Origin of the sequence: Mycobacterium sp. SMC-19 (assembly GCF_045310815.1) — a bacterium.
In the GTDB taxonomy this organism is placed as follows: domain Bacteria; phylum Actinomycetota; class Actinomycetes; order Mycobacteriales; family Mycobacteriaceae; genus Mycobacterium.
Genome location: NZ_JBJIAM010000001.1, coordinates 142,768 through 167,235, shown reverse-complemented (window position 1 = coordinate 167,235; position 24,468 = coordinate 142,768). Strand labels below are relative to the sequence as shown.

Annotated in this window: 23 protein-coding genes and 2 pseudogenes; 16 read left to right on the top strand and 9 right to left on the bottom strand. The window is 67.5% G+C overall.

Going from position 1 to position 24,468, the window contains the following annotated elements; translation table 11 throughout:
• The first annotated feature begins 34 nt into the window (after positions 1-34).
• Positions 35-793 carry a hypothetical protein gene (locus ACJH5R_RS00825; protein WP_406758674.1) on the top strand — a complete coding sequence of 253 codons (759 nt, stop codon included), beginning with the start codon at positions 35-37 and terminating at the stop codon, positions 791-793.
• On the opposite strand, the gene ACJH5R_RS00820 is transcribed toward ACJH5R_RS00825, so the two are convergent.
• Complete coding sequence (locus tag ACJH5R_RS00820; protein WP_406758675.1) at positions 779-1,138, bottom strand: hypothetical protein; 360 nt, start codon at positions 1,136-1,138, stop codon at positions 779-781. The genes ACJH5R_RS00825 and ACJH5R_RS00820 overlap by 15 nt on opposite strands.
• A 268-nt stretch (positions 1,139-1,406) precedes the next feature.
• On the opposite strand from ACJH5R_RS00820, the gene ACJH5R_RS00815 reads away from it, so the two are divergent.
• From ACJH5R_RS00815 to ACJH5R_RS00785, 7 genes are all read left to right on the top strand, one after another.
• Positions 1,407-1,964, top strand: coding sequence for a DUF4145 domain-containing protein (locus ACJH5R_RS00815; RefSeq protein ID WP_406758676.1), 558 nt, complete (start codon positions 1,407-1,409; stop codon positions 1,962-1,964).
• A gap of 1,002 nt (positions 1,965-2,966) precedes the next feature.
• Positions 2,967-4,004, top strand: a complete 1,038-nt coding sequence (locus ACJH5R_RS00810) for a YncE family protein (protein WP_406781085.1) — start codon at positions 2,967-2,969, stop codon at positions 4,002-4,004.
• A 41-nt stretch (positions 4,005-4,045) separates the two neighbouring features.
• On the top strand, positions 4,046-5,677 hold the full coding sequence (locus ACJH5R_RS00805) for a long-chain fatty acid--CoA ligase (RefSeq protein WP_406758678.1): 1,632 nt from the start codon (positions 4,046-4,048) through the stop codon (positions 5,675-5,677).
• Entirely contained in the window at positions 5,677-6,735 is a 1,059-nt protein-coding gene (locus tag ACJH5R_RS00800) for a dihydrodipicolinate reductase (RefSeq protein ID WP_406758679.1), read from the top strand. Before ACJH5R_RS00805 ends, ACJH5R_RS00800 begins: the two co-directional genes overlap by 1 nt.
• Before the next feature lie 16 nt (positions 6,736-6,751).
• Positions 6,752-7,276, top strand: coding sequence for an SRPBCC family protein (locus tag ACJH5R_RS00795; RefSeq protein ID WP_406758680.1), 525 nt, complete (start codon positions 6,752-6,754; stop codon positions 7,274-7,276).
• A gap of 8 nt (positions 7,277-7,284) precedes the next feature.
• On the top strand, positions 7,285-8,160 hold the full coding sequence (locus ACJH5R_RS00790) for a class II glutamine amidotransferase (RefSeq protein WP_406758681.1): 876 nt from the start codon (positions 7,285-7,287) through the stop codon (positions 8,158-8,160).
• Positions 8,157-8,990 carry a patatin-like phospholipase family protein gene (locus ACJH5R_RS00785; protein WP_406758682.1) on the top strand — a complete coding sequence of 278 codons (834 nt, stop codon included), beginning with the start codon at positions 8,157-8,159 and terminating at the stop codon, positions 8,988-8,990. Before ACJH5R_RS00790 ends, ACJH5R_RS00785 begins: the two co-directional genes overlap by 4 nt.
• Before the next feature lie 56 nt (positions 8,991-9,046).
• Here ACJH5R_RS00785 and ACJH5R_RS00780 read toward each other — a convergent pair whose 3' ends face one another.
• Positions 9,047-10,096 (bottom strand): patatin-like phospholipase family protein, encoded by a 1,050-nt coding sequence (locus tag ACJH5R_RS00780; protein ID WP_406758683.1) that lies wholly within the window; start codon positions 10,094-10,096, stop codon positions 9,047-9,049.
• 279 nt (positions 10,097-10,375) lie between these two features.
• Between ACJH5R_RS00780 and ACJH5R_RS00775 the strand changes: the two genes are divergently transcribed.
• Both ACJH5R_RS00775 and ACJH5R_RS00770 read left to right on the top strand, forming a co-directional pair.
• Complete coding sequence (locus ACJH5R_RS00775) at positions 10,376-10,921, top strand: cysteine dioxygenase (RefSeq protein ID WP_406758684.1); 546 nt, start codon at positions 10,376-10,378, stop codon at positions 10,919-10,921.
• Positions 10,918-11,325 (top strand): annotated as a pseudogene (locus ACJH5R_RS00770) (rhodanese-like domain-containing protein); the annotation flags it as partial. The gene ACJH5R_RS00775 and the pseudogene ACJH5R_RS00770, both read left to right, overlap by 4 nt.
• Here the strand turns inward: ACJH5R_RS00770 and ACJH5R_RS00765 are convergent.
• From ACJH5R_RS00765 to ACJH5R_RS00755, 3 genes are read right to left on the bottom strand one after another with little or no spacing between them, the layout of a single operon-like run.
• Positions 11,326-13,026 carry an alpha/beta hydrolase gene (locus ACJH5R_RS00765; RefSeq protein WP_406758685.1) on the bottom strand — a complete coding sequence of 567 codons (1,701 nt, stop codon included), beginning with the start codon at positions 13,024-13,026 and terminating at the stop codon, positions 11,326-11,328.
• A gap of 11 nt (positions 13,027-13,037) precedes the next feature.
• Positions 13,038-13,811 (bottom strand): enoyl-CoA hydratase, encoded by a 774-nt coding sequence (locus ACJH5R_RS00760; RefSeq protein ID WP_406758686.1) that lies wholly within the window; start codon positions 13,809-13,811, stop codon positions 13,038-13,040.
• Between the two features lie 9 nt (positions 13,812-13,820).
• Positions 13,821-14,858: an enoyl-CoA hydratase/isomerase family protein gene (locus tag ACJH5R_RS00755; protein WP_406758687.1), complete on the bottom strand. Its 1,038-nt coding sequence runs from the start codon at positions 14,856-14,858 to the stop codon at positions 13,821-13,823.
• 158 nt (positions 14,859-15,016) lie between these two features.
• On the opposite strand from ACJH5R_RS00755, the gene ACJH5R_RS00750 reads away from it, so the two are divergent.
• Together ACJH5R_RS00750 and ACJH5R_RS00745 are read left to right on the top strand one after the other, a co-directional pair.
• On the top strand, positions 15,017-15,868 hold the full coding sequence (locus ACJH5R_RS00750; protein WP_406758688.1) for a Bax inhibitor-1/YccA family protein: 852 nt from the start codon (positions 15,017-15,019) through the stop codon (positions 15,866-15,868).
• Between the two features lie 109 nt (positions 15,869-15,977).
• Positions 15,978-16,545: pseudogene (locus tag ACJH5R_RS00745) on the top strand (hypothetical protein).
• A 60-nt stretch (positions 16,546-16,605) separates the two neighbouring features.
• Here the strand turns inward: ACJH5R_RS00745 and ACJH5R_RS00740 are convergent.
• On the bottom strand, positions 16,606-17,823 hold the full coding sequence (locus ACJH5R_RS00740; RefSeq protein WP_406758689.1) for an acetyl-CoA C-acetyltransferase: 1,218 nt from the start codon (positions 17,821-17,823) through the stop codon (positions 16,606-16,608).
• A gap of 36 nt (positions 17,824-17,859) precedes the next feature.
• Positions 17,860-18,714, bottom strand: coding sequence for an SGNH/GDSL hydrolase family protein (locus tag ACJH5R_RS00735; protein WP_406758690.1), 855 nt, complete (start codon positions 18,712-18,714; stop codon positions 17,860-17,862).
• A gap of 182 nt (positions 18,715-18,896) precedes the next feature.
• Here ACJH5R_RS00735 and ACJH5R_RS00730 point away from each other — a divergent pair, with 182 nt between their 5' ends.
• The 4 genes from ACJH5R_RS00730 to ACJH5R_RS00715 all read left to right on the top strand — a co-directional run bounded on the left by ACJH5R_RS00730 (position 18,897) and on the right by ACJH5R_RS00715 (position 23,380).
• The gene (locus tag ACJH5R_RS00730) at positions 18,897-19,949 is read left to right on the top strand and encodes an alpha/beta hydrolase (protein ID WP_406758691.1); all 1,053 of its coding nucleotides are present in this window, start codon (positions 18,897-18,899) and stop codon (positions 19,947-19,949) included.
• Between the two features lie 92 nt (positions 19,950-20,041).
• Positions 20,042-21,436 (top strand): cystathionine beta-synthase, encoded by a 1,395-nt coding sequence (locus ACJH5R_RS00725; protein WP_406758853.1) that lies wholly within the window; start codon positions 20,042-20,044, stop codon positions 21,434-21,436.
• A gap of 67 nt (positions 21,437-21,503) precedes the next feature.
• The gene (locus ACJH5R_RS00720) at positions 21,504-22,223 is read left to right on the top strand and encodes an RDD family protein (protein WP_406758692.1); all 720 of its coding nucleotides are present in this window, start codon (positions 21,504-21,506) and stop codon (positions 22,221-22,223) included.
• On the top strand, positions 22,220-23,380 hold the full coding sequence (locus tag ACJH5R_RS00715; protein ID WP_406758693.1) for a cystathionine gamma-synthase: 1,161 nt from the start codon (positions 22,220-22,222) through the stop codon (positions 23,378-23,380). Before ACJH5R_RS00720 ends, ACJH5R_RS00715 begins: the two co-directional genes overlap by 4 nt.
• Before the next feature lie 24 nt (positions 23,381-23,404).
• Here the strand turns inward: ACJH5R_RS00715 and greA are convergent, their stop codons facing one another.
• Together greA and ACJH5R_RS00705 are read right to left on the bottom strand one after the other, a co-directional pair.
• The gene (gene greA, locus ACJH5R_RS00710) at positions 23,405-23,899 is read right to left on the bottom strand and encodes a transcription elongation factor GreA (protein ID WP_308485921.1); all 495 of its coding nucleotides are present in this window, start codon (positions 23,897-23,899) and stop codon (positions 23,405-23,407) included.
• Positions 23,900-24,020: 121 nt separating this feature from the next.
• Entirely contained in the window at positions 24,021-24,443 is a 423-nt protein-coding gene (locus tag ACJH5R_RS00705) for a DUF4307 domain-containing protein (RefSeq protein ID WP_406758694.1), read from the bottom strand.
• Positions 24,444-24,468: the final 25 nt, after the last annotated feature.

Sequence of the window (24,468 nt, the reverse complement as noted above, 5' to 3'; positions counted from 1 at the left end):
CAGTGGAGTCAACGGCTCGTGAGACGATCATGCAGTGGACGAGCCGTTGAAAATCGAACTCATCAGCGGTGCTGATTTGTGGCAGTCGTGGCTGCCAGTGCTGGGCTCCATCATCGTGGCGTGCGCCGCGCTAGTCGTAATGTGGCGGAGCAACAAGGTGAACCGCGAAGCGATCGACGCAGCCAACGCAAGAGCAGATAACGATCGCAGTGCGGCCCATGCCGCGGCCGAGGACGATCGATTGGCAGCCCGGAATGCGACGAATGACACCATCGCCGCAGCGGAAGATCGCGCCAGGGCGTACTGGGTGGAAGCTCGTAGTCAAGAGTACCGAGTCTGGCGGCGGGACACGCTGCTCAGAATGGTGATGGACGTTGTTGATTGCGCAATCGGCGCAGTTGAGGGCTACCGGATGCTCGCATACGACAAGCGGACCGATGCTTCCGCGTCGGGTGCACTTGAGTTGCAAAATGTACAGGTAAGACGGCTCGATGGCTTAGCTGCAGCTTTCGAGGTCATGGGGGAGGAGTCCCTGAAGGCGCGCGTTCTGGAGTTGGTGAAACTCGCAAACCGCGCGGAGACCAGAAGGTTAGTAATTGAAATGAATGAGGCAGTCCGCATGCTCGCGAACACCGCCTCGCTCAGCAGTGAAGCGACTTCGACTCTCGTGAACGTACGCGACAATGACAGAATGGAGCTTGCCGCAATATTCAGCGGGGTTGAGGCTGCGGTTTCTGATTTTGTGTCGGCGTCCCGAGATGTCCTGGCGACATCCGAGTCATCGGCCGAATAGCAGGATCACCGGTACGAGTTCCGGTTCAGGTTCGGTGGTCGGCGCGGAGATCGAGACCCGAGTTGGGGCGGGGAGGTCGTTGAGCGCGCCACCGTGGTCCTGAGGGGCCCCGTCACCGTAAGTGTCGAGAGTTAGAGTGAACGTGCCGTGTCCTAACCACTTCGACACCTGCATGAAGTGGACCCCCGCCGAGAGCTCGAGCACGGCGAACGTGTGGCGTAGGTCGTGGAGCCGGACCCCGCGAACGGCTGGGATCAGGGTGCCGTCTTTGGCGAGCGGTCGACTCGCCGGTAGCCCGACCGCCTCCAACGCGGGCATCATGATCGTGTCGTAGAACGTCCACATAGCGAGCGGGTGACCAATCCAGTGGCACCGCATACTGCTACCCGGTCGCCCGGTCGCCCGGTCCCGTCGCCGTTCTTCCGTGACGGCCACAAAGACGCAGCCGGGGCGGGACTGGTTCTGTCGTTGTTTGTAGGTTAGTGGTGCGACAATCGGGCACGTGGCAGGTGTTCGCAAGGACCTATACCTCGTCGGTGGCTATTCGCAGTTCGACGTAAACGACGACGACACTTCGGTGCGAGTCCCATGCGCGTACTGCGGAGGCAATCAAATGATCGTCGTCGGCAGAACTAAACCCGTTAACAACATCAGTGGGCGCCCCCTCACAATTTGGCTTCGATGCGTAAGTTGCTTCCGAGGCCACGTAGACAATGAAGGCACCGTAAGTCCCGGTGTTCGTCCGCTTGACATTCCGAGTGTTCTGGAGGGCGACGACCTTGCTGCGTGGACTGAAGCCCTCGGTTGTCTTTCAGTCGGCGCTAACACGGCTGCGGTCATGATGTGCCGCAAGCTTCTGTTCCACATTGCGGTAGCGCACGGCCTGCCTGAGAAGGACAAGAACGGCCGCGCCCCGACCTTCCAGCAAGCACTGAGTCATCTGGAGAGTGAAGGCGTCATCACTAAACTCATGCGACCCTGGGTAGACAAGATCAAAGATGTCGGCAACGAGGCTAACCACGAAATTCCGTCCACGACACCGGACGAAGCGATGGACGTCGCGCTATTCACGCGTCAACTGATCCGCCTCGCTTACGAGCTTCCGGCGATGGTCGCAGAACACACTGGCGAGGTGGCTGCTGCAGCCAGCGAGGAGGATGCGCCGTGCTAACCCGAACGCCCGCGCTGGTCCAGGCCGCTACCCCCGGCACACCCCGGCGGCCAGGGGCATATCGGGGCCGTACCGGCTCCGTGCCGTAACCGTGTGCTAAACGGGCTAAAGTAGCAGTTGCAGTTGATATTTGGGTTAGCTGAAGGACCATCTACCAGGGGTTACCCGAGCGCTCAGAGAGGCCGCCCGTCCGTTCCAATAATCCGCCCAGTGTCGGTTCGAGTCCGACTGGGGGCGTCCATTTCCCCTCGATGAACGACCTGCGGCGGCTACTGTCTGCCGGCATGCGGAAACAGATCGTGCTGACAGTTGGCATCGCTGCCGCGCTTGCCCTCGCTCCGGTGGCCGGCGCGCTACCCACGTCACAGCAGCAGGACCCGCAGTGTGATTCCAACTACGCGGGCGCCTGTGTGCCGATCGCACGTGACGTCGACTGCCAGGGCAAGGGCGGTAACGGCCCGGCGTACGTTCAAGGCCCCGTCACGGTCGTCGGCAACGACGTCTACGACTTGATCGAGACGGCGATGGCGTGGCGTGCGAATCCTAGGTCCGGCAGGGCTCCATCGGGCCGCGCCGCACCGCCTGACCGGCGTCTTTGTCTGGCCCATACCCGCCCACCCGAGAATTTGCAAGGGCGCTGCGACGGGAAGCGCCGAATTTCCTGTTGGGAGTTCTTAATTTCTTATTCAATGTTAATCGCGGCACACATCACAAGTTAGCCACCGGAGTAATACGGGCTGTTCAGGGCTTATCAATGAAGTTGCTAGCAGGCCTGGATCCTGCGATTTTGCCCGGTGGGACATGGTGCGGTTGGGATTAGCCTGCGACCTCGATCACAATAATTACGACATTTTCCTGTTACCTCGAATTCACCGCTAAGATCGATCGGACGCCCCGCCCCGGCATCCCGGTCTCGACCGGGTCGCGCTGCGATGGCCGTGCGGGTGCGAGGGCAGTGACGATACGAACGAAGCGATGCGAACAGTGGTTGATAGGAGCGATGTGGACGACGTGCCGGCTTATAGATTGGCCAAATCTGCATCCCTCGTCGCGAACACCGTGACCCTGGACCGCGGCCCGATCGGCGGCCTCGCGGTCACCGCAGACGGCCGGCGCCTGCTGGCCACCAACTACGGCGACGACACCGTCTCGATCATCGACACCGTCAGCTGCAAAATCGTGAACACCGTCTTCCAGGCCGACGAGCCGTTCTCGATCGCCGCCGGTCCTGCCGGGACCGGCTGGGCCTACGTCACCGCGGGCTCGACCGCTCTGGACGCCGTGCTGGCGATCGACGTCGACACCGCCGAAGTCGCCGGGTGTTACCCGGTGGCCATGGACATCGGCGACCTGGTCGCCGACCCGACCAGCAGCCGCGTCTACCTCACCCGTACCGGCTCGGCCGGTGTCGACGTGCTGGTGCTCGACGCGGCCATGCGCCCCGCCGGGTCCGCCGCGGTGTCCGGGCACCCGGGGGCGGCAGCAGCCGGCCTGCGGATCAGTGCGGACGGCCGGCGGCTGTACGCGGCGGTCCGCCAGCCCACCGGCGACACCATCACGGTGCTGGACCGCGACCTGAACATCATCGACACCATCCGGATCGGCGCGAGCATCATCGATGTCGCGGTCAGCCCCGACGGTGCCCGGCTGTACGTGGCGACTGCCGGTCCCGACGGCCGCAGCCGGGTCCACGTTGTCGACGCCCGCACCCACGCGGTCACCGCCAGCCGTGCCCTGGAGGCGCAGCTGGTCCAGCTGATCGCCGGGCGTGACGGCCAGCGGGTTTACCTGGTGACGCAGGGCGCCGTTTTGGTGCTGTGTGCGCGCACCAGCGAAACCCTGGGCACGCTGACCGGCATCGCCGAGGCGTCCTGCGCCGCGGAGAGCGCCGACGGCAGCCGGCTCTACATCGCCGGGTTCGACGGCAAGGTGACCATCGCGTCGCTGACCGACCTGCCGGCGCCTTCAGCGTTGCTGCACGAGCAGCTGGAACTCGACGACGCCGTCACCCGCATGCTGCAACTCGAACCCGCGCTGTAACCCACGCCACGTGCGCGATGGTGGCGTGATCGAATAGGTCGATGCACAGCACCATGCAGCACTGGCCGCTGACGGTCGGCGCCATCTTGAACCACGTCACGGCCGTCCACGGTGACCGCACGGTCACCACCGCGGCCGACGATGGATATCGGGTCACCACCTATCGCGAGCTCGGTGGGCAGGTCGCCCGGCTGGCGAATGCCCTGCGGCGTCTGGGTATCACCGGCGACGAGCGGGTGGCCACCTTCATGTGGAACAACACCGAACACTTGGCCGCCTACCTGGCGGTTCCGGCGATGGGCGCGGTGCTGCACACGCTCAACATCCGGCTGTTCGCCGAGCAGATCGTCTTCGTCGCCAACGAGGCCGAGGACCGGATCATCCTGGTCGACGAGTCCCTGGTGCCCCTGCTGGCCCCGGTGCTGGCGCAACTGGAGACCGTGCACACCGTGATCCTCGTCGGCGACGGCGACCGTGCGGCGTTGGAGGCCTCCGGCAAGACCGTGCTGGGCTACGCCGAGCTGCTGGCCGCCGAGCCCGACGAGTTCGACTGGCCGGTCATCGATGAGAACTCGGCGGCCGCCATGTGCTACACCAGCGGCACCACCGGCAACCCCAAGGGTGTGGTGTACAGCCACCGGTCCAGCTACCTGCACGCCATGGCGGGATGCACCACCAACGGCACCGGGATCGGCGCGATCGACTGCGTGCTGCCGATCGTGCCGATGTTCCACGCCAACGCCTGGGGGCTGCCGTATTCGGCGCTGATGGCCGGCGCGGACCTGGCGATGCCCGACCGGCACCTGGACGCCAAGTCGCTGGTCGCCCTCATCGAATCGCAGCGGGCCACCGTGGCCGGTGCGGTGCCGACGATCTGGAACGACGTCATGCACTACCTGGAACGCGAACCCGGCCATGACATCTCGTCATTGCGGCTGGCGGCCTGCGGCGGGTCGGCGGTTCCGGTCTCGCTGATGCAGGCGTTCGAGCAGCGCCACGACGTGCAGGTGCGGCAGCTGTGGGGCATGACCGAGACCTCACCGATGGCCACCATGGCCTGGCCGCCGCCGGGCACCCCGGACGAACAGCACTGGGCGCTGCGGGGCACCCAGGGCCGGCCGGTCTGCGGTGTCGAGACCCGCATCGTCGACGACGAGGACGCGGTGCTGCCCAACGATGGCGAGGCGGTCGGCGAACTGGAGGTGCGCGGCGCCTGGATCACCGGCGCCTACTACCGCGGCCAGGACGAATCCAAGTTCTCCTCGGGCTGGCTGCGCACCGGCGACGTCGGCCGCATCGACGCGCAGGGCTTCATCACGCTGACCGACCGGGCCAAAGACGTGATCAAGTCCGGCGGGGAGTGGATCTCCTCGGTGGAACTGGAGAACGAGCTGATCGCGCACCCCGACGTCGTGGAAGCCGCGGTGGTCGGGGTGCCCGACGAGCGCTGGCAGGAGCGGCCGCTGGCCGTCGTGGTGGCCCGCACCGGCGCTTCGGTCAGCGGTGCCGAGCTACGAACGTTCCTGTCCGACAAGGTCGCCCGCTGGTGGCTGCCGGAGCGCTGGACGTTCGTCGAGGCGATCCCGCGCACCAGCGTCGGCAAGTACGACAAGAAGACCATCCGGGCCAGGTACTCCGAGGATCAATACCAAGTGAGCGAGGTGCGTGACTGATGAGCCTGCGTGTCATCCAATGGGCAACCGGCGGGGTAGGCGTCGCCGCGATCAAGGGTGTGCTCGAGCACCCCGACCTGCAGCTGGTCGGCTGCTGGGTGCACTCGAAGTCCAAGAGCGGCAAGGACGTCGGGGAGATCATCGGCACCGAACCGGTGGGCGTCACCGCCACCGACAGCGTCGAGGAGATCCTGGCGCTCGACGCCGACGCGGTGATCTACGCGCCCCTGATGCCCAACCCCGACGAGGTCGCCACGCTGCTGCGTTCGGGCAAGAACGTCATCACCCCGGTCGGCTGGTTCTACCCCTCCGAAAAGGAGGTGGGACCGCTGGAGGCCGCAGCGCGTGAAGGTGGCGTGACCCTGCACGGCGCCGGTATCGGCCCGGGTGCGGCCTTCGAACTGTTCCCGCTGCTGCTGTCGGTGATGTCCACCGGCGTGACATTCATTCGCGGCGAAGAGTATTCGGACCTGCGTACCTACGATGCCCCGGACGTGCTGCGGTACGTCATGGGTTTCGGCGGTACCCCCGATCAGGCGCTGAGCGGCCCGATGCAGAAGCTGCTCGACGGCGGGTTCCGCCAATCGGTGCGTTTGTGCGTGGACCGATTGGGTTTCGCCGCCGATGAGCACATCCGTTCCTCGCAGGAGGTGGCGGTGGCCACCGCACCGATCGACTCGCCGATCGGTGCGATCGAACCCGGTCAGGTGGCCGGGCGCCGGTTCCACTGGGAGGCGACCGTCGGCGACGAGGTGGTGGCACGGGTCACGGTCAACTGGCAGATGGGCGAGGAGAACCTCGACCCGCCATGGAGTTTCGGACCCGCGGGCGAGCGCTACGAGATGGAGGTGCGGGGCAACCCCGACACGTTCGTCACCGTGAAGGGCTGGCAGCCCGAGACGGTCGAAGCCGGCCTGGTCAGCAACCCGGGTGTCGTGGCGACCGCGGCGCACTGCGTCAACGCCATCCCGGCTACTTGTGCGGCACCGCCCGGGTTCGCCGGGTTCTTCGAGCTGCCGCTCATCACCGGCCGGGCCGCTCCGCACCTGGCGCGCTGAGCGCTACCCTCGGCTGATGGCCCTGGTTGTCGAACAGTCTCGGACGGTACCGGCGACCGTCGCCGACGCATTCGCCGCAACACTGCCATTGCCGCTGCCGGAGCTCTTCCGCCGCTGGTACGGGCCTATCCCGCCGATCAAAGAGGTCCGGGACCAAACCGGTGGTTCAGCGAGCCTCGACGAAGGAGAGGCGAAGCTGGGACCACCGCATAAGCACGGTGAGTGGGCGAGCGTCGGGCAGACCCGCACGGTGGTACTGACCGGCGGCGGCAGCATGCGCGAGGAGTTGACCGAGGTCGATCCACCCCGGGCGTTCGCCTACCGGCTCACCGACATCACCGGCCCGATGGCGCCGCTGGTGGCCCACGTCGAGGGCCGCTGGCAGTTCGCCCCCGCTGGTTCGGGCACCACGGTCACCTGGAGCTGGGTCATCCACCCCCGGTCCAGGCTGGCCGCGCCGGTGCTGCCGGTGCTCGGCTGGCTGTGGAAGGGCTACGCGCGTCAGGCCTTGGCACGACTGTCCGCCCTGTTGGAGGGCTGAGTCCGCCGATGTGCCGACTTTTCGGGCTGCACGCCGGGACCAGCGTCGTGACCTCAACGTTCTGGCTGCTCGACGCCGCGGACAATCTGGCCGAACAGAGCCGGCGCAACCCCGACGGCACGGGCCTGGGTGTGTTCGACGGCTACGGGCAATCGCAGCTGCGCAAGCAGCCGATCGCGGCGTGGCAGGACACCGAATTCGCTACCGCTGCACATGAACTGACCGGCACCACCTTCGTCGCGCACGTACGCTACGCCACCACCGGCGCTCGGAGTGTCGCCAACACTCACCCGTTCCTGCAGGACAACCGCATCTTCGCGCACAACGGCGTTGTCGAAGATCTTCCCGCGATTGACCAGCGGCTGCGCGAAGTCGACGGCTACGGCATGGTGCGAGGCGATACCGACTCCGAACGGATCTTCGCCCTCATCACCGCCGCGATCCGGGCGCGGCGCGGCGACGTGACGGGCGGCCTGGTCGACGCTGTGCGGTGGCTGGCCGCCAACGTGCCGATCTACGCGCTCAATCTGCTGCTGAGCACCTCCACCGACATGTGGGCGCTGCGGTACCCCCTGCCCAACGAGCTCTACATCCTGGACCGGCGAGACGGCACAGCGCCCGGAGGTTTGACATTGCGCACCAAGCGGATTCGAGCCGATGCCGCGAAGTTGCGCGGCCGACCCGCGGTAGTGTTCGCCACCGAACCGATGGACGATGACACCCGCTGGGAACCGATCGAGCCGGGCCAGCTGGTGCACGTCGATGCGGGCCTGCGGATCACCCGCCAATTGGTGCTGCCCGATCCGCCCGCCCGGCAACTGCGCCGGGAAGATCTTACTGCCGCCGCCCAGGAGGCCCAACACCCATGGAATGGACGGACATGACAGTCAAACGCGCCCTGGTGCTCGGCGGCGGTGGGGTAGCGGGCATCGCCTGGGAGACCGGCGTCTTGTGCGGCATCGCCGACGAGTCGCCCGACGCCGCGTGGGAACTGCTGGAATCCGCTGTGCTGGTGGGGACATCGGCCGGGTCGGCGGTGGCCGCCCAGATCGGCAGCGGGCTGAGCCTGGAGCAGTTGTTCGCCCGCCAGGTTTCGCAGACCTGCTCGGAGATCGATCCGGGGGTCGGTGCCGATGCGCTTACCGAGCTGTTCGTGGCGGCAATCACCGAGCCCAACACGACCACTGCGCAGAAACTGCAGGGCATCGGCGCGGTGGCCCTGTCGGCGCAGACCGTTGCCGCACCGGTGCGGCGCGGGATCATCGCCGACCGCCTGCCGTCACACGACTGGCCGGAGCGCACGCTGCGGATCACCGCGATCGACATCGACACCGGGGAGCTGACGGTCTTCGACCGCGACTCCGGTGTGGAACTCATCGACGCGGTGGCGGCCAGTTGCGCGGTGCCGGGCGCCTGGCCCCCGGTGGTGATCGGCACGCACCGCTACATGGATGGCGGGGTGCGCAGCACGGTCAACCTCGATGTGGCCGCCGACTGCGACGAGGCCGTGCTGCTGGTGCCCACCGGTGGCGGAGTCGATGGGGAGATCGCGGCGTTCGCGGGCCGAGTGTGCGCGGTGCTGGCCGACGATGACGCGCTGCGCTCCTTCGGGGGCAATCCGCTCGACCCGGCGTGCCGGTTGCCGTCGGCGCAGGCCGGACGCGAACAGGGCCGACGGCAAGCCGGCGCCATCGCCCAGTTTTTGGCTGGCTAGGGCTGCGACGATCGCAAGCGCGACGGAGTCGGGCGCTGCGGGTCGTCGCCATTGGGTCAAAGCGCGGCGTCGAGGGCGCGGGCGGCGAGTTCCCGGCCGACGTCGACCAACTCGGCGGCGCGATGGAAGTCCAGGCTGCGGCAGGCGACGCGGGGCACCTCGATGAGCAGATCGGGCGGGTGCGACGCGAGCTGATGGCGGGCCAGCGCCGCCTGGGCGATATCGATGGTCCGGTTCATCACCTCGAAGCTGCCGAGTTTGGGCACCCCGGGGGCCGACTCCTCGTCCTCGCCGGGCCCATGCGGTGGTCCCAGCTTCGCCTCTCCTGCGTCGAGACTCGCTGAACCGCCGGGCTCGGACTCACCGCTGCTGAACCGGTCCAGGATCGCCCGTGCCGTCGGCCGGTCCAGCAGGGAGCGTGCGCCGCTGGTGTCCAGCAGCGCAGACGTACTGCGCCACATGCGATTCAATCGACCAGCCGGCACGTCTCGCTCGGAATCCTCGGCGGCCGGGCCGGCGGCGGTCGGGTCGCCGCCGTTGAGGCTCACCGCCAGCGTCAGGTCGGCGTTGACGGCGCTCAACGGAGCCATCGGCAGCGGGTCGAGGATGCCGCCGTCGGCGAGCAGGCGCCCATCGACCACGTGCGGTGCGATCACCCCGGGGATGGCGATCGAGGCGCGGATGGCCGTATCGACCGGCCCGCGCTGCAGCCACACCGATCTGCCCGCGATCAGATCGGTCGCCACAGCGGTATAGGGGACCGGCAGCTCTTCGATATCGATATCGCCCAAGATGTCCCGGACGACATCGAGAATCTTCTCCGCCCGCAGCACCCCGGCCGCGGTGAACGAGGGATCCAGCAGGCGCAGCACCGCGCCCTGGGTCAACGACTTGGCCCATTCGGCGAAGTCATCGAGTCGTCCGGCGGCCTGCAGCCCACCCACCAGCGCACCCATCGACGATCCGGAGATCCCGACGATGTCGTAGCCGCGGTCGCGCAGCTCGGCGATCACCCCGATGTGGGCATAGCCGCGCGCACCGCCGCTGCCGAGCACCAGGGCCACCCGGGGTGCTCGGGCCGCGCGGGATTCCGCAGCAGAAGTCATGTCCACCATTTTGCGGGCAATACCGCGCCGGTTCTTTCCGTCATTGCGATTACAACCGTAGTACCGACAGGAACCAGCAGGTCACGGCGGGTATTGCCGCGCCGGGAGGGCCTGGAAACGTGCGTACTCTGGGCGACCCGCCGATGCGGCCGGCGCCGCACCCGCATAGCATGGCCGCTGTGATGGAGTACGTCGGGTTCCGGGGTTGTTGTTGCCGCAGCTGAACGCTGCCGCCGACCCCTTCCTTGAATCCACCCCATCCTCTCTGGAGTTCTCACCATGGTTATCGCTGATCCCATCGCGCTGCGGCGCTCACCCTCGCGGTCGCGCTCGTTGCGCCTGCCCGACCTCTTGCAGACCACCGACCTGGCCGCCGACGCGGTGCTGCAAGGCCGCTACAACCACTTGCTGCCCGAGTCGGGGCTGCCCGACGATCAGCGCTGGTTCGCTCGAATCCACGGTGACGATCGGCTCGACATCTGGCTGATCAGCTGGGTGCCGGGCCACGCCACCGAGCTGCACGATCACGGCGACTCGCTCGGCGCGCTGACCGTGTTGTCCGGCTCGTTGGAGGAGTTCCATTGGAATGGTCGCGAGCTGGCGCAGCGACGGCTGGATGCGGGGGACCAGGCCGCGTTCACCCAGGGCTGGGTGCACGATGTGGTCTGGGCGCCGCCGATAAACCAGTTCGAACCGGCCGCCCCGACGCTGAGCGTGCACGCCTACTCGCCGCCACTGGTGGAAATGTCCTACTACGACGTCTCGCAGGACCATACTTTGCGTAGGCAGCGCACCGAACTCACTTCGCACCCGGAGGCGTCATGACCACAACGCACGTGACCAGCCGCATCGACCGGGTGTTGGAGGCCGCCCGCGCCAAGCTGCACCGGCTGACCGCCGATGAAGTGCCCGAGGCGCTGCGCAATGGCGCACACCTGGTCGACATCCGGCCGGCGGCCCAGCGCGCGGAGGAAGGCCAAGTGCCCGAAGCGCTGGTGATCGAACGCAACGTGCTGGAGTGGCGCTGCGATCCGACCAGCGACGCGCGGCTGCCGCAAGCGGTGGACGACGACGTGCAGTGGGTCATCCTGTGCTCGCAGGGCTACACCTCGAGCCTGGCCGCGGCCGCCCTGCAGGACTTGGGGCTACACCGTGCCACCGACGTCATCGGCGGCTATCAGGCCCTGGCCGCCGTCGGGGAGTTGGTGGAGCCGGCCCCACTGGTCGGACTAAGCGTTGGAGTGCAACAGGGGGCGGAGCCGTTCAGTCTTGTCCGGGGTCCACGTCGCTGGATGTAGGATCGCCGCCCACGCGTCGGCGGCGTCGGCGACGTAGCTGTGGCCATGGCCGTCGGGCACGTCGATAGCCACCGCCATGTCGGCCGAGACCTGCAGGAACGTCACGATCGGAGTCCAGCGCACCTGCGGCAGCACGTCGTAGCCGCGGGGCTCTTTCAGCCAGTCCGGCTTGTGGTACAGCAGATCGGGATGCCACCAGGCGATCGGGTCGGAGGCGTGCTGTAGGTACACCACCCGCGGCGTATCCGGTGCGCCCCAAGGGTTGTCGGGGCGTGCCAGGTCATCCGGGCGAGCCACGAACCGCACGGCGCGGCCGTCGTGGTAGATCGGCAGCCACTGCGGGGAACCGGGGTCGCGGTTGATGGTCAGGTCGGTCCAGATGGTGTTCTGAAACGTCGGGCCGGAGAACAGGGCACCGTCGGTACGGGCCAGCACATTGTTGAGGCTCATGAAGGAGGCTTCGCCGCCGAAGGAACCGAGGCTTTCCCCGAACACCACCAGTTTGGGGCGCTTGGCCTCCGGCAGGGCCCGCACCTGCTTGTCGACGGCTTCGAACAGCGCCTGGCCGGCCTGGCGAGCGTTCTCCTTGTCGACCAGGAAAGACAGCCAGCTGGGCAGGAACGAATACTGCATGCTCACGATCGCGGTGTCGCCGTTGAACATGTATTCCAGGGCCGAGGCCTCCGCCTCGTTGATCCAGCCGGTGCCCGTCGTGGTGGCCACGGCCACCACCGCGCGGCTCAGTCCACCGGTGCGGGCCAACTCGGCCGCGGCCAGCTCCGCGGTCTCCTTGATCCCGTGGGCCGAATTCAGGCCGGCGTAGGCCCTAATCGGTTCGGTGGCCGGTTTCTCGTTGAACGCGCTGAGCTGGGCGACGGTCGGTCCATTGGCCACAAAGATGCGGCCCTGATGGCCGAGCGACTCCCAGGAGGCCAGCGACTCCGGCCCGCCGGAGCGCAGCCGGGTCGACGGGGCCGCCCGGTCGGGGCTGGTCTCCTCGTTGACCGAGGCGAAGGTGCTGTTCATGACGTGCATCGCGGTCTTGAGCACCAGGCCGTTGAGCACCGCCACAACCAGGGTCACCAGTAACGACACTGCGACAACGGCCGAAACCCGCGGCGGCGCAACGCGTTCGAGCTGGCGCATCAGAAAGCGGATCAGCAGCCTGATCAGCTGGCCGATCTCGACCAGGATGAACAGTGTGACCACCGCTATCGCGCCGGCTTGCGGGTAGTTGTACCAAGTCAGCCGCGGCACACCCATCAGGTCGCGCATCTGGTCCTGCCAGCCGTGGATCGTCCACACCACCCAGAGATGGATGATCGCCGCGACGGGGATGAGCACCAGCCAGGCCCACCGCGGGGCCGGCGGGCTGGTGTCCTTCGAGCGCATGTAGCGGACCAGCCAGACGCTGAACACACCCAGGGCATAGCCGATGGCGCCCGAGCCGCCGCTGACCAAACCCTGGAACAGCGGCCCACGCGGCAGCAGCGACGGCGTCAGCGACAGCCACAGGAACACCAGGCCCACCGCGGTGCCGGTGAACGTGTAGTGCCGGACCCACCAGGGTGCGCGCGCGGCCGCTTCCGGCGGTGTTTCCGCGGTGGCGGTGTCGGTGGCTGTCGCGCTCATCGGAGATCGACTCAGCGGTGGGTGAAGTTCGGCGCGCGCTTCTCGGTGAAGGCCGCCATGCCCTCGGTCTGGTCCTCGGTGGCGAACGCCGAGTGGAACAGGCGGCGCTCGTAGAGCAGTCCTTCGGCCAGGGTGGACTCGAAGGCCCGGTTGACGGCTTCCTTGGCCATCCGGGCCGCCGACAGGCTCATCCCGGCGATGGTGGCGGCGACCTTGCCGGCCTCGGCCAGCAGGTCGTCGGCCGGCACCACGCGGGACACCAGCCCGGAGCGCTCGGCTTCGGCGGCATCGATGGTGCGGCCGGTCAAGATCAGGTCCATGGCCTTGGCCTTGCCGATGGCCCGGGTCAGTCGCTGGGAGCCGCCCATGCCGGGCAGCACACCCAGCTTGATCTCCGGCTGGCCGAACTTGGCGGTGTCGGCGGCGATCAGCAGGTCGCACATCATCGCCAGTTCGCAGCCGCCGCCCAGGGCGTGCCCGGCCACCGCGGCGATGGTCGGGGTGCGCACCGCAGCCAGCTTGGACCAGGCGGCGAAGAAGTCGGCGGCGAACACCTCGGCGAAACTCAGATCGGCCATCTCCTTGATGTCCGCTCCCGCGGCGAACGCCTTGGCGCTGCCGGTGATGATGATCGCCCCGATGCCCGGGTCGGCGTCGAATTCGGCTGCGGCGGTGGTGACTTCGCCCATCACCTGGCTGTTGAGGGCGTTGAGTGCCTGCGGCCGGTTCAACGTGATGGTGCCGACACGGCCGTCGCGGTCGACGAGAATGGTTTCGTAAGTCATGGGTTCTCCTTAAAAGGTCAGGTCGGGTTCGGCGGGCACGAAGTACGTCTCGATGTCGGCGGCGGTCACCTCGGCCAGCGTCGCCGGTGACCACTGCGGATTGCGGTCCTTGTCGACCAACTGGGCGCGGATGCCCTCCACCAGATCATGCGAGCGCAGCGACGCGCAGGAAACCCGGTATTCCTGGATCAGCACGTCTTCCAAGGTGGCGAGCCGGCCCGCCCGGCGCACCGCCTCCAATGTCACCGCGCAGGCGACCGGGGACCGGGTGCCGATCAGTTCGGCAGCGGCGTTGGCGTCGGGGCTGGCGTGGCCGGCCAGCGCCGCCACGATCTCGGCGACGGTGTCGTGTGCGTAGCACTCGTCGATCCAGTCGCGGTGTGCGGCAAGCTGACTCGGCGGCGCCTCGACCGCGTGTGCTGCCAATGCACTGTCCACCCCGTCGGCGATGATCGCCGCGGTGAAGGCCTCCAGCGCGGCGTGCGGCACGTAGTGGTCGGCGAAGCCCAGCGCAATGGCATCCGGGCCGGAGAACGGCGCGCCGGTCAGTGCGGCGTGCAGACCGAGCCGGCCGGGGGAGCGGGCGAGCAGATAGGTGCCGCCGACATCGGGGATGAAGCCGATACCGACCTCGGGCATGGCCATCTTGGTGGTGTCGGTGACCACCCGGGTGTTGGCGTGCGCCCCGACTCCGACGCCGCCGCCCATCACGATGCCGTCCATCAACGACACGTACGGCTTGGGGTATCCGCCGATCTGCGCGTTGAGCAGGTACTCGTCGTACCAGAATTGTCGCGCATCCGCGCCGTCGGCTTTGGCGCTGTGATAGATCGCGACCACGTCGCCGCCGGCGCACAGTCCGCGCTCGCCGGCACCGGTGAGCACCACCGCCGTGACCGCCGGATCCTCGGCCCAGCTGGACAGCGCCGCGGTCATGGCGGTCACCATCGGAAGGTTCAGCGAGTTGATCGCCTTCGGACGGTTGAGTGTCAGCAGGCCGACCCCGTTGTCAACGCGGGCCAGGACCTCGTCAGATTCACCTGTCACGCCTTCGCAATGTAGATCCCTACGCGCGGTCACTGATCCGCGGGTAAGGTTTGGCAGCAGAGCGGCCCGAACGCCGTCGGGAACTCCGGCGAGTCGGGAAACGTTGATTCAGTATTCGTAAACCCTTAGCTTCACAGCCCCAGGAGAGGATCGGGACGGTGCGGGAGACCAGCAACCCGGTATTTCGTTCGTTGCCCAAACAGGGCGGCTACGCGCAGTTCGGAACCGGTATGGCCGGTGCCACTCAGCAGATGAGTCAGACCTACCAGGTCGACCCGTCGTTGGCGCAGTACCAGCAGCGGGAGGTCACTCGCCCGCTGACCATTGATGACGTCGTCACCAAGACCGGCATCACGCTCGGCGTGCTGAGCGTGGCGGCGATCATCTCCTTCTTCATGGTGTCGGCCAACCAAGCGCTGGCCGGGCCGCTGACCTTCATCGGTGCGTTCGGCGGTCTGGCCGTGGTCATGGTCGCCATGTTCGCCCGCAAGCAGGACAACAAGGCGGTGGTGCTCAGCTACGCGGTGCTCGAGGGCCTGTTCCTCGGTGCCATCTCCTGGGTGCTGACGGCCTTCACCGTGGGGACCGGCAACGCCGGCTCGATGATCGGTCAGGCCGTGATGGGGACCCTCGGCGTGTTCGGCGGCATGCTGGTCGTCTACAAGACCGGCGCCATCCGCGTCACCCCGAAGTTCACCCGGATGCTTGTCGCCGGCATGTTCGGTGTGCTGGCCCTGATGATCGGCAACCTGGTGCTGTCGCTGTTCGGCGTCGGCGGCGGCGAGGGCCTGGGCCTGCGCAGCGGCGGCACGCTGTCCATCATCTTCTCGCTGGTGTGCATCGGTATCGCCGCGTTCAGCTTCCTGATCGACTTCGACGCAGCCGACCAGCTGATCCGTGCCGGCGCGCCGGAGAAGGCCGCCTGGGGTATCGCACTCGGCCTGACCGTGACCCTGGTCTGGCTGTACCTGGAGATCCTGCGTCTGCTCAGCTACTTCCAGAGCGAGTGACCCGCTAGCTTTCCCGTTGACTCTGCGCTGAGCGCGCGAAAGTGCGAGTAGCACCCGCCCTCAGCGCAGAGTCATTTTTTATGTCGGTGGCCCCGGGCAGCATGCCGACATGGGACAGCCATTCATCGGTAGCGAGGCATTAGCTGCTGGAACTTTGAGCCGCCATGAGCTGCGCCAGTTCCACACCGCAGTCCTGCCGAACGTCTACCAGGAAAAGCCCGCCGAACCCACGCTCCTGCACCGGACCCAGGCCGCCTGGTTGTGGTCGCACCGCCAAGCGGTCGTCAGCGGCCTGGCCGCGGCCGCCCTGCACGGCGCGAACTGGGTCGACGACGACGCGATCGTCGAACTGATCTGGCGCAACGCGCGGGCCCCGCACGGCGTCAAGACCCGTGCCGACTTGATTCTGGAGGGCGAATCCCAGCACCTTGGCGGCGTCGTCGCCACCACTCCCGAGCGCACCGCTTTCGACCTGGGCCGACGCGGTCCGTTGTATCAGGCGGTCGCCAGACGGCGACCAGCACCGCACCAGCCGCCCACAGTTCGTCAAGGACGTCGAGCGGCTGGAGTACATCCAGCAGGCGGGCTGGACGCGCGTCACGGTGCTTGCCGAACACCCGGGCTACGACGTCGTTCGACGCGTCCGCCAGTCATGGGACGCCCTGAGGCGAAAATGACTCTGCGCCCAGGGCGGGGGTTACTCGAACTTTCCCGCCCTGAGCGCAGAGTCAACGAAATCAGGAGAGCCGCTCGACCACCATGGCCATGCCCTGGCCGCCGCCGACACACATGGTCTCCACGCCGAACTGCTTGTCGTGGGTGGCCAGGTTGTTCAGCAGGGTGGCGGTGATCCGGGCGCCGGTCATACCGAACGGGTGGCCCAGGGCGATCGCGCCGCCGGACACGTTCAGCTTGTCCTCGTCGATGCCCAGCTCGCGGGCCGAGCCGAGCACCTGCACCGCGAAGGCCTCGTTGATCTCGAACAGGTCGATGTCGGAGACCGACATCTTCGCGTTCGCCAGCGCCTTCTTGACGGCCTCGATCGGGCCCAGGCCCATGATCTCCGGCGACAGGCCCGACACCCCGGTGGACACGATCCTGGCCAGCGGCTTCAGGCCCAGCTCCTTGGCCTTGGTGTCGCTGGTGATGATCACCGCGGCGGCGCCGTCGTTCAGCGGGCAGGCGTTACCGGCGGTGATCGTGCCGTTGGGCCGGAACACCGGCTTGAGCTGGCTGATCTTCTCGTAGGTGGTGCCGGCGCGCGGGCCGTCGTCGGTGCTCACCACGGTGCCGTCGGGCAGCGTCACGGGCGAGATCTCGCGGGCGAAGAAGCCGCTGTTGATGGCCTCCTCGGCGCGGTTCTGGCTGCGCACGCCCCAGTGGTCCTGGTCCTCGCGGCTGATGCCGGTGTGCAGCACCACGTTCTCGGCGGTCTGGCCCATCGCGATGTAGACGTCGGGCAGCAGGCCGTCGCCGCGCGGGTCGTGCCACTCGGTGGCACCGGCTGCGGCGGCCTCGGAGCGGGCGATCCCGTCGTTGAACAGCGGGTTCTTGCTGTTCGGGGCGCCGTCGGCGGCACCGATCGCGAACTGCGAGACGGTCTCCACACCGGCGGAGATGAACGCGTCACCCTCGCCGGCCTTGATCGCGTGGAACGCCATCCGGGTGGTCTGCAGCGACGACGAGCAGTACCGGTTCACCGTGGTGCCGGGCAGGAAGTCGTAGCCGAGCAGCACCGAGACGACGCGCCCGATGTTGTAGCCAGAGGCGCCGCCCGGCTGGCCGCAGCCCATCATCAGGTCGTCGATCTCGCGCGGGTCCAGCGCGGGCACCTTGTCCAGGGCGGCGCGCACCATCTGGGCGGCCAGGTCGTCGGGCCGCATGGTGACCAGGGATCCCTTACCGGCCCGGCCGATCGGCGAACGCGCAGTTGAGACGATTACAGCTTCAGGCACTTCAGGCTCCTTGAGATCGGGTATATAGAGCCGAATCTAGCCCGAAGCGGCCACCACGCGGGAATCGGGCCGGTCCAGCACAGCGCAGAGCGCCGGGATCATTTGGCCCGCTGCCAGGGCGTAGCCCGCCGCCGACGGGTGGTACTGGTCCGCGGCGAACAGCAGGCCGGGACTGTCATGGAACTCCCGTGCGCGAAAGTCGGCGAAGGGCACCGCGATCCCGCCGGCAGCCTTGACCGCCAGGGTCTGAGCCCGGGCCAGCTGGCACGCCCTCGCGTGCGCCACCCAGCGCAGCGGTCGCGGTATCGCGCTGATCGCGCTGAACTTCGGGCAGGTGCCCACGATCACCACCGCACCGCTGGCGCGCAGCCGCTTCACCGCGACACGCAGTCGCTGCACCGAGCCGGCGATGCTGTGCAGCGCGGTGATGTCGTTGGCGCCGATCATGATCACCGCCACGTCCGGTGGCGGGCCCGCGACGAACATCGCGTCCACTTGGCCGGCCAGGCCTTTGGAGGTGGCGCCCACAATTGCCTTGGTGCTCAACCGAATCCGCAAGCCGGTGCGCTGCGCCAGCGCCTTGGCGATCAGCGCCCCGGGAACCTCGTCCGCGGAAAGGCAGCCGTAGCCGGTCGCGGTGGAGTCGCCGAAGACCATCAGGTGCAGATCGACGTTCTCCCCACGGTGAAACGGCTGAACTTCGGCGTCGTCGCGACCGTATAAACCATCAGCACGGGGTGGAAGGCCCCAAGCCTTGGGGATGGTCTGGCGGGCCCGGTCGGCCTGGCCCGCCAGAAGATTGCGCACACCCACGTAGAGGGTGCCGCTGAAAGCGAACACGCCCGCAGTGGTCAGCGTGACCGCTGAGCGTCGCGTTGCCCCGATCGCCATGCCTGTGATTTTAGGGAAGGGAGGCCCACGTCACCTGAGTGCAGCAAACAAATATGGTCACGAAGAGGACCCGATGCTGCATCGGAACGAATCGTAAGATTTCTTCTCAATTTTCTGCGTGTGACGATACGTGGTACCGCGTTGGCTGTGCCGGCCCGGGCCGGCTGGAGGGAGTGTCCATCATGACCGCACCCGACACAATTCCCAGCTCGTTACGTGTTCGCAGTCGCTTGTACCCCAGTCCGCGACCCTACCGTTACGGTCGTCATGATGGGTTGCCCGTCGAGGTCGCCGAGGAGTCGACCAGCGTCGAGGGACGGTTGGCGTGGCTGGCGGCCCGGGCCACCATTCGGCCCGTTCTCTCGGTCGGCAGCTACCTACCGCGGATGCCGTGGCCGTTCGGCCTGCTCGACTTCGCCGCGAAGGCGATGCTGCCGGCGCCGGGCACCATCCGCGCCACCATCCGGCTGCCGCGCTGCAAGGCGCAGATGGTGCGCGCCGCCGGCGTCCTGCCCGCCGACGGCACCCGCCGCGTCGTGCTCTACATGCACGGCGGGGCCTTTCTGACCTGCGGGGCCAACACCCACGGCCGGCTCGTCACCAAGCTGTCGAAGTATGCCGACAGCCCGGTGCTGGTGGTGGAGTACCGGATGATTCCCAAGTACTCCATCGCCGACGCCGTGGACGACTGTTACGACGGCTACCGCTGGCTGCGCCGCCAGGGTTACCAACCGGACCAGATCGTGCTGGCCGGCGACTCGGCCGGCGGCTACCTTTCGCTGGCGCTGGCCGAGCGGTTGCTGGAGGAGGGCGACGAAGACATGCCCGCGGCGATCGTCACGATGTCGCCGCTGCTGGAGATCGCCAAGGAAGCCAAGAAGGCACACCCCAACATCCACACCGGTGCCATGTTCCCGCCCAAGGCATTTGACGCGTTGGTGGAACTGGTGGAAGCGGCCGCCCGCCGCGACCGCACCCACGGCAGTGACGTCCTCGAGCCGCTACAGCACGTAAAGCCCGGACTTCCACGGACCTTGATCCACGTCTCGGGTTCCGAGGTGCTGCTGCACGACGCCCGGCTGGGGGCCAAGGTGCTCGCGGCCGCCGGTGTCCCGGTGGAGCTGCGAGTGTGGCCAGGTCAGATTCACGTCTTCCAGATCGCCGCCCCGTTCGTGCCGGAGGCCACTCGTTCGCTGCGCCAGATCGGCGAATACATCCGCGAAGCCACCGGTTGATCCGCCCGGTTCATAAGGCGGTTCGAGCTTCGGCTCTCCTCCGTCGAGCCTCGCTGAACCGCCCGGCCAAATAACCTGAGACGATGGCAGGCATGCGGATAGCGCGCCACATCAGTGACCTCATCGGCAACACCCCCCTGGTCGAGCTGAATTCGATCGTTCCCCCCGGCGCCGGCCGGGTGGTGGCCAAAGTCGAGTACCTCAACCCGGGTGCGAGCTCCAAGGACCGCATCGCGGTGAAGATGATCGACGCCGCCGAGGCCAGCGGCGCGCTCAAGCCCGGCGGCACCATCGTCGAACCCACCTCCGGCAACACCGGTGTCGGCCTGGCGCTGGTGGCCCAGCGCCGCGGCTACAAGTGCGTGTTCGTCTGCCCGGACAAGGTCAGTGAGGACAAGCAGAACGTGTTGCGGGCCTACGGCGCCGAAGTGGTGGTGTGCCCGACGGCGGTACCGCCGAACGACCCGGCCAGCTATTACAGCGTCTCCAACCGGCTTGTCGAGGAGATCGACGGCGCCTGGAAGCCAGACCAGTACTCCAACCCGGCGGGCCCCGAGAGCCACTACGAGACCACCGGTCCGGAAATCTGGACCGACACGGACGGCCAGGTCACCCATTTCGTCGCTGGCATCGGGACCGGCGGCACCATCACCGGCACCGGCCGCTACCTCAAAGAGGTGTCGGGTGGCCGGGTGCAGATCATCGGCGCAGACCCCGAAGGTTCGGTCTACTCCGGCGGGACCGGCCGGCCGTACCTGGTGGAAGGGGTAGGCGAGGACTTCTGGCCGGCCGCCTACGACCCGAGCATTCCCGACGGCATCATTGCGGTCTCCGATGCCGATTCGTTCGACATGACCCGGCGCCTGGCCCGGGAAGAGGCGTTGCTGGTCGGCGGCTCCTGCGGGATGGCCGTGGTCGCGGCGGTCGAGACCGCCGTCAAAGCCGGCCCCGAGTCGCTCGTCGTCGTCCTGCTGCCCGACGGCGGCCGCGGCTACATGTCGAAGCTGTTCAACGACTCCTGGATGTCGTCCTACGGGTTCCTGCGGTCCCGGCTGGACGGTTCGACGGTGCAGCCCACGGTCGCCGATGTGCTGCGGGCCAAGGCGGGGGTGCTGCCGGACCTGGTCCACACCCACCCGGCCGAGACGCTGCGCGACGCCATCGGGATCCTGCGGGAGTACGGGGTGTCGCAGATGCCCGTCGTCGGCGCCGAACCGCCGGTGATGGCCGGCGAAGTGGCCGGCAGCGTGTCCGAACGCGATCTGCTCTCCGCGGTGTTCGAGGGCCGCGCGAAGCTGGCCGACGCGGTGTCGCAGCACATGGGCCCGCCGCTGCCGCTGATCGGATCCGGCGAGGTCGTCGGCGTCGCCGCCACCGCCCTGGCCGACGTCGACGCGGTGATGGTGGTCGAGGACGGCAAACCTGTGGGCGTCATCACCCGCCACGACCTGTTGGGCTTTTTGTCCGACGGGCCACGCCGTCGATAAGGGCTTGACGTTCACTGTCCTGCGGTAGCGTTTGGACCGTTCACCGACACGACCCGAAAGGGTGGAGATGACCGACTTTCCGCAGCCCCCGCAGGGCAACTACCCACCCCCGTCCGGTGACTTCCCGTCGCAGGGCAACTACCCTCCGCCGCCTCCCGGCAACTACCCGCCGCCCCCGGGCAACTACCCGCCCCCGCCGCCCGGGAGCTATCCCCCGCCGCCTCCGGGCAACTACCCTCCGCCGCCTCCGGGTAACTACCCGCCGGCCCCTCCGGGCTACGGCGCGTACCCGGGTGCGGCCGGTACTCCAGTGGGTCAGCTGCCGCAAACGGCGTACACCTCGTGGCTGACTCGCGTCGGCGCCTACTTCGTCGACTTCCTGCCGATCCTGGTGCTCTATGGCATTCCGTCGATGATCGCCGGAACCACCGCCGACAAGGAGTGCATCACCAGCTCCGACGGATTCGCCTGCACGGTCACGCCGTCGAGCACCGGCGCGGCACTGATGTTCGTGGGCTGGTTGGCGGCGCTCGCCTACGGGATCTGGAACTTCGGTTATCGGCAGGGCACCACCGGATCGAGCATCGGTAAGTCAGTGCTGAAGTTCAAGGTGGTCTCCGAGCAGACCGGTCAGCCCATCGGGTTCGGGATGTCGATCGTGCGCCAGTTGGCACACATCATCGACGGCGCGATCTTGTGCATCGGCTACCTGTTCCCGCTGTGGGACGCCAAACGCCAGACGATCGCCGACAAGATCATGACCACCGTCTGCCTGCCGATCCGTTGAGCCAGAACCAATCGCACAGCAATAAGGGCCTGTCCACCACGGCGATCCACGCCGGATTCCGTCCGGACCCGGCAACCGGGGCCGTCAACGCACCGATCTACGCCAGCAGCACCTTCGCCCAGGACGGCGTCGGTGGTCTGCGCGGCGGATACGAATATGCGCGGACCGGCAATCCGACCCGGGCCGCGCTGGAGAACGCGCTGGCCGCGGTGGAGCGCGGCCGGTTCGGCCGGGCGTTCGCGTCAGGGATGGCCGCCACGGACTGCGCGTTGCGGGCGATCCTGCGCCCCGGCGATCACCTGATCATTCCCGACGACGCCTACGGCGGTACCTTCCGGCTGATCGACAAGGTCTTCACCCTGTGGGGTGTGGCGCACACCCCGGTGGCGCTGTCCGACCTGGACGCGGTCCGTGCGGCGCTCACCGACAAGACCAGGCTGATCTGGGTGGAAACCCCCACCAACCCGCTGCTGTCGATCGCCGACATCGCGGGCATCGCGGCCATCGGCAAAGAAGCCGGCGCAAAGGTGCTGGTGGACAACACCTTCGCCTCGCCTGCATTGCAACAACCGTTGACGCTGGGCGCCGACGTGGTGCTGCATTCGACCACCAAGTACATCGGCGGACACTCCGACGTGGTGGGCGGTGCGCTGGTCACCGACGACGAAGAGCTGGATGCGGCTTTCGCGTTCCTGCAGAACGGAGCGGGGGCCGTACCTGGCCCCTTTGACGCCTACCTGACCCTGCGCGGCTTGAAGACGTTGGTGCTACGCATGCAGCGGCACAGCGAGAACGCCGCCGCGGTCGCCGAATTCCTCAACGGCCATCCCGCGGTGAGTCGAGTGCTCTATCCGGGGCTGCCGGAGCACCCCGGCCACGATGTCGCCGCGGCGCAGATGCGCGGATTCGGCGGCATGGTGTCGGTCCGGATGCGTGGTGGTCGGGCCGCCGCCGAGAAGCTGTGCGCCGGAACCGAGATCTTCATCCTGGCCGAGTCGCTGGGCGGCGTGGAGTCGCTGATCGAACTACCCGGCGCGATGACGCATGCGTCGACGGCGGGCTCGCAACTCGAGGTTCCCGACGACTTGGTGCGCCTGTCGGTGGGTATCGAGGACATCGACGACCTGATCGCCGATCTGAAGCAGGCGCTGGACTGAAGCGACCAGCCCCCGCTGCGGGGCTCAGGAGTGGTAGGGCTCCGCGCTGACCAGGGTCACCTTGACGGTCTTGCCGCTGGGCACCGTGTAGCTGCGCTCCTCGTCCACCTTGGCGCCGAGCAGGGCGTGGCCGAGCGGCGAGTTCGGTGAGTACACCTCGAGCTTGTCGTCGCTGACGCCCTCCTGGCGTGTGGCGATCAGGAAGGTCTCGGTGTCGGATTTGTCGCCGTCGTAGAAGACCTTGACCACCGAGCCCGGCAGTGCCACGCCGGACTGCGTCGGGGCCTCGCCGACCTTGGCGTTGTTGAGCAACTCCTGCAGCTGGCGGATGCGGGCCTCCTGCTGGCCCTGCTCCTCGCGTGCGGCGTGATAACCGCCGTTCTCGCGCAGGTCGCCCTCTTCGCGGCGGTCGTTGATCTCCGCGGCGATCACCGGACGGTTCGCGATCAGCTGGTCCAGCTCCGCCTTGAGCCGGTCGTGTGACTCCTGCGTCAACCAGGTCACCTGGGTGTCCGTCATCTCACTGTGCTCCTTGTGTCGTCGGATCCGGCGCCGTCGGGCAGCGGGGCGACATCGTTCTAATGCAGCAATACACGGTCCCAGCTGGAACCGTGTATCCGTACAGGGTACCACCGCGGCATCACGGCAATCGTAGGTAATCCGGGACGTCGCTGCCGCAACCGTAGACGTCTCCCATGACAGGTGGCTGGGAAGATTTCAGCGTCGTCGTCACCTGTACGGTGGCCGACTCCGACGGCGGGATCAGCACTTCGCGGCGGCCAGTCTCGCTGCCGTCGCTGGACCGAACTCGCACGATGCACGCCGCGGGGCGCGACGGCTCGGATCGAGTCACGCTGAACCTAACCTTGACCGTCTGGTCGTCGAGCACCTCGTAGCCGTACAGCTCGCCCTTGACCTCGGCGGTTGCGAAGCGCTGGTAGCCCACCACCGCGATGGCGGCGACGGTGGCGATCGCCAGTGCAGCCAGTGCGATCGCCAGCAGTCGACGGGGCAGGGCACTGCCCCGGGTATCCCCGTAACGGGCCGGCTTGGAGTCGGTCATCGTCAGGTGTGTCCCATGGTCGCCG

What these genes read in the sequence shown, in the direction of transcription:
- ACJH5R_RS00775 (WP_406758684.1), top strand. Translation starts at nt 10,376, where the DNA reads ATGGTTATCGCTGATCCCATCGCGCTGCGGCGCTCACCCTCGCGGTCG.
- ACJH5R_RS00790 (WP_406758681.1), top strand. Translation starts at nt 7,285, where the DNA reads ATGTGCCGACTTTTCGGGCTGCACGCCGGGACCAGCGTCGTGACCTCA.
- ACJH5R_RS00785 (WP_406758682.1), top strand. Translation starts at nt 8,157, where the DNA reads ATGACAGTCAAACGCGCCCTGGTGCTCGGCGGCGGTGGGGTAGCGGGC.
- ACJH5R_RS00815 (WP_406758676.1), top strand. Translation starts at nt 1,407, where the DNA reads ATGATCGTCGTCGGCAGAACTAAACCCGTTAACAACATCAGTGGGCGC.
- ACJH5R_RS00800 (WP_406758679.1), top strand. Translation starts at nt 5,677, where the DNA reads ATGAGCCTGCGTGTCATCCAATGGGCAACCGGCGGGGTAGGCGTCGCC.
- ACJH5R_RS00780 (WP_406758683.1), bottom strand. Translation starts at nt 10,096, where the DNA reads ATGACTTCTGCTGCGGAATCCCGCGCGGCCCGAGCACCCCGGGTGGCC.
- ACJH5R_RS00795 (WP_406758680.1), top strand. Translation starts at nt 6,752, where the DNA reads ATGGCCCTGGTTGTCGAACAGTCTCGGACGGTACCGGCGACCGTCGCC.
- ACJH5R_RS00765 (WP_406758685.1), bottom strand. Translation starts at nt 13,026, where the DNA reads ATGAGCGCGACAGCCACCGACACCGCCACCGCGGAAACACCGCCGGAA.
- ACJH5R_RS00730 (WP_406758691.1), top strand. Translation starts at nt 18,897, where the DNA reads ATGACCGCACCCGACACAATTCCCAGCTCGTTACGTGTTCGCAGTCGC.
- ACJH5R_RS00735 (WP_406758690.1), bottom strand. Translation starts at nt 18,714, where the DNA reads ATGGCGATCGGGGCAACGCGACGCTCAGCGGTCACGCTGACCACTGCG.
- ACJH5R_RS00720 (WP_406758692.1), top strand. Translation starts at nt 21,504, where the DNA reads ATGACCGACTTTCCGCAGCCCCCGCAGGGCAACTACCCACCCCCGTCC.
- ACJH5R_RS00805 (WP_406758678.1), top strand. Translation starts at nt 4,046, where the DNA reads ATGCACAGCACCATGCAGCACTGGCCGCTGACGGTCGGCGCCATCTTG.
- ACJH5R_RS00705 (WP_406758694.1), bottom strand. Translation starts at nt 24,443, where the DNA reads ATGACCGACTCCAAGCCGGCCCGTTACGGGGATACCCGGGGCAGTGCC.
- greA (WP_308485921.1), bottom strand. Translation starts at nt 23,899, where the DNA reads ATGACGGACACCCAGGTGACCTGGTTGACGCAGGAGTCACACGACCGG.
- ACJH5R_RS00760 (WP_406758686.1), bottom strand. Translation starts at nt 13,811, where the DNA reads ATGACTTACGAAACCATTCTCGTCGACCGCGACGGCCGTGTCGGCACC.
- ACJH5R_RS00820 (WP_406758675.1), bottom strand. Translation starts at nt 1,138, where the DNA reads ATGTGGACGTTCTACGACACGATCATGATGCCCGCGTTGGAGGCGGTC.
- ACJH5R_RS00725 (WP_406758853.1), top strand. Translation starts at nt 20,042, where the DNA reads ATGCGGATAGCGCGCCACATCAGTGACCTCATCGGCAACACCCCCCTG.